The following is a 7,238-nucleotide window of genomic DNA, read 5'->3' as shown; positions in this document are numbered from 1 at the left end:
CACAGGTTCAAATCCTGTCCCCGCAACCAAATAAACCAGAAGTTACAAAGACTTACGCCCCGCCGCGCCGCGGGGCTTTTTGACGTCTGCGCGTGACTCAACACAGACTCAACAAAAACGAGCTGGGTGGGAAGATAGGGCCGGGACCAAGACGCGGTGGCTTCGATGCCGGCTGACACATGCCCCTTCGAGGACATGTGCTTCAGGCTTTCACGCCGACGGGATTCCTTGGCGAGTCAGAACTCGAGGTCGTTGGCATCATTGAACGACTGGAGCAGAATTGCGGTCGAAACTTCATCTCGAACAACATCCATTTCTGCCGATGCGCCAGCCATGAAGTAACCTTGTAGCGCGGAGTATGTTTCAAAGGTTTCGACCCGCGAGGCGTTCGATGTTGATTGTCTCAACGCCGCGTGATGGCGATCATAGTCCCCAGCTCGCACCATCTGCGGTAGCATGTCTATTACAGGAAGCATAACCTCGCCCGCTTCAGCGGCTCTATAGGCGACGATCTGCCCGAGCACGCCACACAGGAAGCCAAGATCGGGGGTAATGCGTATGACGAACCGGCGAGCCCGCTGCGCTGTCGAGGACTGATTTGCCTGCTGTCTGACCTCTCCCTCGTGTTTCCGAATGAAAGCGAGAAGCCATGCCTCGATCTCGACGAGCGTGCGCCCTTCGCACCACATTGAGACCAACGTCTTAAGCGCTGCCAATATCCGCTTAGCGGTGGCTTTGGGCTTTGTCGTGTTCGTGTAGGCGCGGCCGAACACGGACTCAAGAGCTGTTTCTCTGACGAAGATCGTCAAATCCAAAGGTTGCTCGGCCACGATATCCAGCAGCCAGTTGATCCAGTCCTCGGTTGCCGTCATTTCAACTGGCGCATGATCCAACGCCTCGGCCAATCTTCCAATCAGCCTTGGCGGAACACCATTGCGGACAGCAATTTCCCGTTGCCAATCAAGAACGGGCGGATCTTCCAGTTGTTCCTCGGCAGCCCTGAGCGCGGTCCGGCGACGTTCAAGCCATTTGTCCGCCCTCAAAGCATTAGCTTCCCTACGCTGGAAAAACCCCAGCGAACGGCGAACGATATCGTCGAAGCCGCTCTCTCCTGCTGTGGTGACAGCAGACAAACGCCGGATTATCGACTGCACTTTTGGATCAGGGTTAGCGGATACCTCGATCCGATCAAGAAGCAACTCGATCGGATCATACACCACGTCACAGGCATCCTGCTCGGAGAAGATGGTCTTCAGAATTCCTTCGGAGGGAAGAGAGAGGTTCCCTATTTTCACACCGATGGGTTTTGCGGGAACAACGATCGCCAGACCGGTTGCAGCATACGCCGCACGTCCAGCCCTCCCGAGGGCATTGAGTATCTCGTGAGGACGCAAGTCCGTGCGAGGATTGCCGCTTGGGTCATCAACCGTGCTCCTGTCGGTGCCCGCGAGAATCACGACATCGCACGGAAGATTCAACCCTTGCGCAATCGTGGAGGTCGCGGCGACCACATCAAGGCCGAGATCCTCGCTCTCGGCGTCCCTGCGAACCCGAAAAACGCTTTCCGTCAGCCTCCGCTCCAATGGCAGCAGATCACCATGATGCACCGCCGCCCTGCATCCCGTGGGATCGAATGTGGCGTCGGCCGCTCCCACATCTTTAAGAACTGACTTGCGCATTTCCTCCTGCGCCTCGTCCAGCGCGATTGTAGCGGGTGCCAACAGTCCATTGATCTGGCCCGCAACGCTCCCGCATGCCTTGGTGTCGTTGCAGAAAACGATCACGCGCTTTCCGACGGTCGCATAGTCGGCTGCAATCTGGGCAGCGACTTCGTTCCTGTTCGAAGTCAATTTACCCTTGGCGTTTTTCACAAGCGGCGGTCGTCGTTCCGTGAGCGCCTGCACGACCAGCTTCTCTGGCCTCTTTGGATGCCATCCAGAGATCAACGAAAAGAGCCCGAGAGGTTGTGCGGGAACACGGCTCCGCGCCGCCTGCGTCTTTGCTTTCGATGCGGCTTTCTCGGCCTCAAGCACGTCGGATCGATTATAGATGACGCAAGATCGAAGTTGCCGTGTTGGCTTCCAAGGATCGTCGAACGCCTCGACCTCCCTTCCCGTCACGGCCTGCAGCCAACGTGCTATTTCGGCACCGTTTGCGACCATCGCAGATAACAGCAGCAAGTCTGCTTCCTTGCGACGACGAAGAAACGTGAGCAGCGCCAGCATCGCGTCGATGGCGCGTGCGCTGACCTTCGATGAGGTAGCCGGATCATCGGCACTAATGAGATGGAATTCATCAAAGACAAGGAGGCCAACATTGTCGAATAGCTCGGGCGCGAAGCCCAGGAGGGCAAGGCAACGCTCGGGCGTCATGACCGAGAATGGCGGTAGCCTGTCGCCAAGCTCATCAAGCGCAACGTCTTCAACGACGCTAACCGACTCGAGGTCACCAATTTGCGCAGAGAGATCGGTCTCAACTTGATCGACGAGAGCATGAGTTGGCGCCAGGTAGACGACGCTTTCGCCCGCACTTAGTGTCGCTGCAATTTTCAGGACGGATAGTGTGGTCTTCCCCGAACCGGTGGGAGAAGTCATCACCATGGACTTGCCACGGTCCAGGTATCCCGTCCTGACCGCTTTCAGGTGATTGATCCATAGAAACGGACGCGAGTGAGTCTGCGACAGGAGCCAGTCGGTCCATGTATTGGCTTGCGCTCCAGATGGTGTTGGCAGCCGAACCAGCATTGCGGCCTGCATGCCATCGACGAGCCGGCTCAAGAGCGTTGCCAGATGATGCGGCCCGGCGAACTGGTGGTGCACGGTGCCTTCCAGCGCGGGGTCGATTTCAACTTCTGAGGCCTCCGACAAGCGGATGACACGCTTAAGCCTCAAGCGGATGTCAGGGTCGGACACAACGCGCCCTCGCGCCTCCTGTCCAAGTCCCTGAACCACGTAGGCACATTCCCTCAAAAGAAGGTCGGTGGCTACCTCGCGGCTATCGCCCGTGGCAATGGGGTCGTCGCTAAGGTCGCGTTCTATCAGTGTGGTGAGATTGCTTGTTGCCAATTCCCGAACGCTCAGAATCAGAGATCGTCGAACTGCCCGCCCTTCGCCCTTGGCCCGGAGTTGACCCGCCACTTCCGCGGCGTCAGCCGCCCGATCAGCAATCAGGAACAGGAGCGTCGCCGAAATCGATGACCCGATTGCATCGCCCGAAACAACGGTTGGGCGGCCCGATACAGTTTCGCGAACACGGCTCAATATCTGATGAGCACACGCGGCGACGAAAGCCGCAGCGCGCGTCTGCTCAGGTCGAAGATTGAGCGCGACGTAGGCTTCGAAGGTCGAAGCAAGGCGTCGCACTCGGTCGAGCACGTCGCTTGCGGCCTCAGGCCCACCTTCGCGGGACAGAAGGCGTACCGTAGCTAGCTCTATGTGAGCGGCCGTCAACAACTCGTCCAGCGTTTCAGGGTCGAGGCCAGGCAGGTCCGGCGCCTGTCGCAGGAGAGCGCGGGAACTTGGGTCAAACACCGGCGATCTCCTCGACCTTGGCAGCCACCTTGCTGGCGAGAAGGGCCAACCCCTTGCGTACATCCTTAAAGGCCAGCACGCCGGCCGTGCGGGATTCAAGCTCACCACCTACGACCGCTTCAAAGCCTGCCATGATGTGCAAAAAATTCCCGGCCTTGCGCTGATCTTCGCCGGTCGCCACAGCAACTCTGAATTCGCGAGCGCCTTCCCAGAACATCTCGTCAACCGCCGCCTCAGCGTCGATGTCAGGGACACCCTTCAGCAAGGTCACGAGGTCGGCGAGGATCTCATCATCGCGATCGCCGCACAGAATGCTTCCGATTTCAGGCCATACTTTGGAATTTATGAGGCTGCGGGGCGCTTTCGAAGCCTTGTCCTCACAAAGCACAATGCGTTTGATCTCGCGCGCGCCATCATCCAGTTCGATGATAAAACCGTCAAAGCCTTTATCTGCCTGCCGGACATGAGGTGACGTCATATAGCCGTTCGGGAGATCCAGCCGCGCTGCAACCCAAGAGATATGTTGAAACAGAAGCCCGTCGCGATGAATAACAGTCGTCCTGATACGCTTTTTCGCCGCGTCCTTCTGCGCGTCGGTTCCTGACAGGAATAGCTCGACATCCTCCGCATGCGGAGCCGTCAGCTTTCTAACAACATTCTGGGCAACCCTGCCTTTTGAAACGCGCTTTCGCGGCTCTAGAGCACTGATAATTCGCTGGGCGTTTTCCTCCTGTCGCAAATAGAGATAGGCGATAACTTCGATTAGCTTTGAACGATTCTTCTTTTCAATCGACCACTCCGAAAAGTTACATTCCTTGGTAGGCTGATGATTCAGAGCAATAGGCATTCTGGCGCTTACCCAAGACTATATATCCAAACTACCCAGAAGATATACGAGGGTCTCGGCAATAGCCATGCACCCATAGCTGCCTGTCCGGTCGCGTTGCGGGTTTGATCACGCACCAGCTCGAGGCCGCTTTTCGCCTGGTACGGGTTGTGGGGGAGGTTGACTGCTGCGCCTTGAGTGACGACCGCTTTCCTACGCTCGCCGTAGTAGCGATGCTGCACCAGTGTCAGGCGGCTTCCCGTCCGGTTTCAACCGTGTCGACTTGTTTGGGCGCCCCCACAAGCCTGTACCTGCTGCCGCAGAACATGATAATCCGCCATAGTGCCAAAGATAACAGAACCCTGCGGCAGCGCATGGACCTCCGCCGCCATCCGCTGCTGGTCCTCGACCGAATACGCCACCACCGGCGGACATGCGCCATGCTCAGAACCGCCCGTCGCGCAGGCGCCGAGCAAGGTCATCGCGATCACGGGGCCGATCCGCCCCGGCCTCCAGCATCCGGCGTAGCGCATCATTGGTCCTTTCGGTGTGCTGCAGGCGCTCGGCCGCACGTCCGGCCTGTTCGCCGGATCTCCGTGCGCCAAGAATGAAGAGGAGAATGGCGGCGATCAGCGCCAGCCAGGGCAGGCTGCGGCGCCAGAGCGCGGTGAGGGCGATCATCTCTGTCCCCGCCGCCAGTCATCGAGCCGGGCATGGATGGTCACCGCGACGCCGGCCAGTGCCAGGGCGATGAAGTTCCAGCGGAAGGTGTCGAGATAGGGCACCAGCGACTGCACCGATCCCTGGGCATCGGCCAGACTGTCCTGTAGCACCTCGATGCCGGCGGCGCCGATCGTGGCCACGCCGGCTGTGCCGCCGCCTTTAATGGTCCGACTTTCTGCCAACTGCTCGCGCGCGGGCGGCCTGTCCGCGGCGAAGCGCGATGCTCTTGCGGGAAACGGCGCGCCCCAGCTGCGGGCGGGACCGATATCGATATGAACGAAGTTCGAGCGCGGATAGGTGCCGATGCCGCGGAAGCCGGCCCTGCAGGCGGCGGCGATGAAGTCGGCCGGATCGTGGTTCGCCATGGAGATATCGAAGGCCGCGCCCTGCAGGTGCTGTGACTTCGGGGCGCCGCCGACGCGAGCATTGTGCTCGGGGCTGCGATAGCCGGAATTGACGATCATCGGCCGGCCGATCGCGGTGCGCAGCGTCTGCAGCTGGTCGAGGGCATCCTCGTTGACGAGGAGCCGGCCGGTGCCGCGGCAGGCAATTTCGGCGGGCGAGAAGTCGGGCCAGCGCCATGCCGAGGCCGGGACATTGCGCCAGTGCTGATAGAAGGTCATGCGGGATCTCCATGGGAAAATGCCGCAGCCCCGGATCGGGGACTGCGGGATGGGCTGGTCGTGCGGGTTGTGGCTGTTGGCGCTGCGATCAGCGCGGGGCGCAGCGTTCGCGGATGACCTGCGTGTCGGTATGGATGCGGGCCAGTTCGCGGTCGATGCGGTCAAAGCGGCGATCGGCCTCAGCTGCGGTGGCAACCTGCCGATCGGTCAGCGCGCGGATTTCTGCGGTGATGCCGGCGAAGGGATCGATGATCGCCTGCCCGGTCTCGGCCGGATGCCGGCGCATGCCCTTCAGCACCGCACCGATGGCGCCGATGATGGCCAGCGTAAGCGCGGTCAGGCCGGCCCACGCGGCCTCATCCAAGCCGTTCAGAATGTCCAACATCGGCACCGGTCCTGTAGGCTGCGAGAAGATCGAAGAGACAGGCGACCGCATAGACGCCGGCGCCGATGCCGAGGGCGCTCTGCTGGCCAATAAGCCAGGGCAGGGCGAACATGGTCGCGAGGAACGCGAACACCCCGGCGCCCAGCACTGCGCCGATCATCCTGAGCAGCGGCGATCTGCGCCACGCGCCGTTCACGTAGAGCCCGGCCATGCGCATGGCGGCGATCCATGAGATCGGCATGGCCAGCGCCGCCTCATCGAGGCCGGCGCTGACGAAGCCGGCAAAACTCGGGCTGGCGGCCAGCGTATCGCCGGGCAGCGCGAGGGTGATGGCGAAGGCCAGCAGCAGGGCACTGGTCATCCACTCGAGCGCCCGGCCATGCTGCAGCAGGACATCCGACAGCTTCACGACGGCAGGCCGACGGTGAGGGTGTGGATGGCAATGCGCACGGCGCCGCCGGTGAAACTCCCGCCCCGCGCGGTGAGACGGATCTTCGTGTCGGCATAGAACGCCTGCGGGCCGATGACGCCGCGATTGGTGCTGCCCGCGGCCACACCCAGCGATCCGCCGAACTTCGACGGTTCGCCTGCAACGCCGCAATCATAGGAGGTGGCGCCGGTGATCGCGGTGACGGTGCGGCAGGAAACGCCGAGCACGATGGCGCGGTCCGGAATGACGATGGTGCTGTCGCGGCTGGAACCTGACAGACCCGAGAGCGTCTGTTCCGTCACCGACATCCCGGTGGTGGCGCCGTTCGGACCTTTGGCCACAGCCACCATGGCGCCCTGCGTGACAAAGCCCATGGCCGAGATCATCGGCACCCAGGCGGCGCCGGTCCAGACCAGCACCTGTGCCTCATCGACGACCCAAGCGAGCCAACCGGGTGCTGGCATGAAGCGCATCCAGGCCCCATCGAGCCAGCAGGCGACGCTGTTTCCCCAGCCGGCCCAGAGCCCGGTTGCATTGGCCGGCACGATGTAGCGCGCGCCCTCGGCCGGGCTCAAAGGCGGCGCGGTCAGGTGCCGATCCAGCACCGAGAGTTGGACCATGCTGTCGAGCATGCGCAGGGCTTCGTTATGGGTGACATGTTTCTGCGCCTGTGCCGCCATGAGAAAAGGCAGCGCCAGATGCGCCGTGGTCTCGGACATGG

7 protein-coding genes are annotated in these 7,238 nt (G+C 61.3%); all 7 read right to left on the bottom strand.

Annotation, left to right across the window (positions count from 1 at the left end):
* Positions 1-236 precede the first annotated feature (236 nt).
* Complete coding sequence (locus CG51_RS08640; protein WP_035744004.1) at positions 237-3,530, bottom strand: DEAD/DEAH box helicase; 3,294 nt, start codon at positions 3,528-3,530, stop codon at positions 237-239.
* Entirely contained in the window at positions 3,523-4,377 is an 855-nt protein-coding gene (locus CG51_RS08635) for a hypothetical protein (protein WP_035744000.1), read from the bottom strand. Before CG51_RS08635 ends, CG51_RS08640 begins: the two co-directional genes overlap by 8 nt.
* 423 nt (positions 4,378-4,800) lie before the next feature.
* Positions 4,801-5,037 carry a hypothetical protein gene (locus CG51_RS08630; protein ID WP_035743998.1) on the bottom strand — a complete coding sequence of 79 codons (237 nt, stop codon included), beginning with the start codon at positions 5,035-5,037 and terminating at the stop codon, positions 4,801-4,803.
* A complete protein-coding gene (locus CG51_RS08625) occupies positions 5,034-5,702 on the bottom strand; it encodes a YcbK family protein (RefSeq protein ID WP_035743997.1) in 669 nt (222 codons plus the stop codon). The genes CG51_RS08630 and CG51_RS08625 overlap by 4 nt, the downstream gene beginning before the upstream one ends.
* An 88-nt stretch (positions 5,703-5,790) precedes the next feature.
* Positions 5,791-6,087, bottom strand: coding sequence for a hypothetical protein (locus tag CG51_RS08620; protein WP_143412940.1), 297 nt, complete (start codon positions 6,085-6,087; stop codon positions 5,791-5,793).
* Positions 6,059-6,496: a hypothetical protein gene (locus tag CG51_RS08615; RefSeq protein WP_051930295.1), complete on the bottom strand. Its 438-nt coding sequence runs from the start codon at positions 6,494-6,496 to the stop codon at positions 6,059-6,061. Before CG51_RS08615 ends, CG51_RS08620 begins: the two co-directional genes overlap by 29 nt.
* Positions 6,493-7,236 carry a DUF2793 domain-containing protein gene (locus CG51_RS08610; protein ID WP_035743993.1) on the bottom strand — a complete coding sequence of 248 codons (744 nt, stop codon included), beginning with the start codon at positions 7,234-7,236 and terminating at the stop codon, positions 6,493-6,495. Before CG51_RS08610 ends, CG51_RS08615 begins: the two co-directional genes overlap by 4 nt.
* Positions 7,237-7,238 lie beyond the last annotated feature (2 nt).

Source organism: Haematobacter missouriensis (assembly GCF_000740775.1).
Classification (GTDB): Bacteria; Pseudomonadota; Alphaproteobacteria; order Rhodobacterales; family Rhodobacteraceae; genus Haematobacter; species Haematobacter missouriensis.
This window is presented reverse-complemented; position numbering and strand designations above follow the sequence as displayed.

Coding starts and splice junctions, on each gene's coding strand:
- CG51_RS08635 (WP_035744000.1), bottom strand. CDS start 4,377: ATGCCTATTGCTCTGAATCATCAGCCTACCAAGGAATGTAACTTTTCG.
- CG51_RS08630 (WP_035743998.1), bottom strand. CDS start 5,037: ATGATCGCCCTCACCGCGCTCTGGCGCCGCAGCCTGCCCTGGCTGGCG.
- CG51_RS08625 (WP_035743997.1), bottom strand. CDS start 5,702: ATGACCTTCTATCAGCACTGGCGCAATGTCCCGGCCTCGGCATGGCGC.
- CG51_RS08620 (WP_143412940.1), bottom strand. CDS start 6,087: ATGTTGGACATTCTGAACGGCTTGGATGAGGCCGCGTGGGCCGGCCTG.
- CG51_RS08610 (WP_035743993.1), bottom strand. CDS start 7,236: ATGTCCGAGACCACGGCGCATCTGGCGCTGCCTTTTCTCATGGCGGCA.